Genomic DNA, 1,328 nt, shown 5'->3' with positions numbered 1-1,328 from the left:
CAGATACTAAAATAGTTGTAACAATCATTACAATTGCTAATACAAATGTACCATAAAACCAAACTTGATCAGACAAAGATTCAATCCCAAACCAATCATTCATTTTTTGATATTGATTAAATACAATATCCTTTAATCTTTGAACACCTAATTGTTTATTTTCTAATTGAGAATATTTTAAAACAGGTTTATTATCAGTGATTTTCAAAATTGTATTCGCCATAAAAATCAATCCTTCCCTAACTATTTTTTAGAGTAAGACCTTTCCAGAATTCGATATCATCGAAAAGGTCTTACTGTAATTTTTAAACCTGAACTTGTAAAAAATTATCAAATCGCGTTTGACCATCTTCTAATTTCTCTAATGCATCAAATTCATTTAAACCATGTATTTTTTTAAACTCATGTACTTTCCTAGTGATCCACGTTATATATTCCCACGTTACCCATTCATCACCCTCTGATAATGAATGGGCTTTGCAAAATGAATTAAAACGAGAATTACAGTTATTTAAATTTTTCACTATAAACATTTTATTGGTCTCCCATTAAATTAAATTTCTTGATAGCATAATCTAACATACTGAGTCATATTGTTTTTTTTCAATTGTTCCCATACCTCTTGATATGTTAAGTTATCGTATCGTTCATCTATATGACAGTGATAAATTCCTTTGTCTACATTAAATAAAAGAAGGGAATACCCTGTGATAAAATGTGGTGTTTTACTTTCCACCAACTCTTTCATTTTCTTTTTTGTCACACTAACTACATGACCTCTTATGCCTAGCGGTGGGCTTAACTTAGTCATATTAATACTCCTTTATGATTATCTGTATTAGATTGCTAATTTAGTATCAGATAGCTCTTTCTTTTTAAATAATGACAACAACTCTTTTCTTGCCATATCTATTTCATCTATCCATTTAGTAAATTCTAAAATATGTCCTTGTTCTAATGCTTTTTTCCTTTTCACTTCACCGTATTCTAAAAACTCTTTCAAATCCTTCTGTTTCCCAACATCTTCTGGAAGAACATCACCTAATGAAGAAATATTTTGATTAAATGCTTGATCTAGTTGATGGAACAATTCCATTAATCTAACTTGATTCATTTTTAATGCTGAATATGTTTCTGTTAAGCCATTGTCTTTTTTACGGTCAAGAAACCCAGCAACACTTTTTAATTGATTGTGAACTTCTTGCAATTTAAGATCATTTTCAATGATTTGTAATTCAACAATTTTTCGAGCGAAATTTAAAGACGGAAAACTTTGTTTAGACATTTCCACCAATTCAGCTTGATCAACATTTAATTCAATAATTTTT

General features: G+C 28.9%; 3 protein-coding genes and 1 pseudogene. All 4 read right to left on the bottom strand.

The genetic code is table 11. The features are described 5' to 3' along the window. Positions 1-223: DUF3961 domain-containing protein (locus V7024_RS23070; RefSeq protein ID WP_335524343.1), on the bottom strand; the 223-nt coding region annotated here is incomplete at its 3' end. 82 nt (positions 224-305) lie between these two features. Beyond that, positions 306-533, bottom strand: a complete 228-nt coding sequence (locus V7024_RS23065) for a hypothetical protein (protein WP_000471161.1) — start codon at positions 531-533, stop codon at positions 306-308. Between the two features lie 20 nt (positions 534-553). Beyond that, a complete protein-coding gene (locus V7024_RS23060) occupies positions 554-811 on the bottom strand; it encodes a hypothetical protein (protein WP_335524341.1) in 258 nt (85 codons plus the stop codon). 27 nt (positions 812-838) lie between these two features. Continuing rightward, a pseudogene (locus V7024_RS23055) lies at positions 839-1,328 on the bottom strand (hypothetical protein); the annotation flags it as partial.

This window comes from Bacillus sp. JJ864 (assembly GCF_036963045.1).
Lineage (GTDB): Bacteria > Bacillota > Bacilli > Bacillales > Bacillaceae_G > Bacillus_A > Bacillus_A pseudomycoides_C.
Note: the sequence above shows the minus strand (reverse complement) of the source record. Positions and strands in the feature narration are given on the sequence as shown.

Bases quoted from the DNA above. Each gene is read 5' to 3' on its own strand.
- V7024_RS23065 (WP_000471161.1), bottom strand. From the start codon at position 533: ATGTTTATAGTGAAAAATTTAAATAACTGTAATTCTCGTTTTAATTCA.
- V7024_RS23060 (WP_335524341.1), bottom strand. From the start codon at position 811: ATGACTAAGTTAAGCCCACCGCTAGGCATAAGAGGTCATGTAGTTAGT.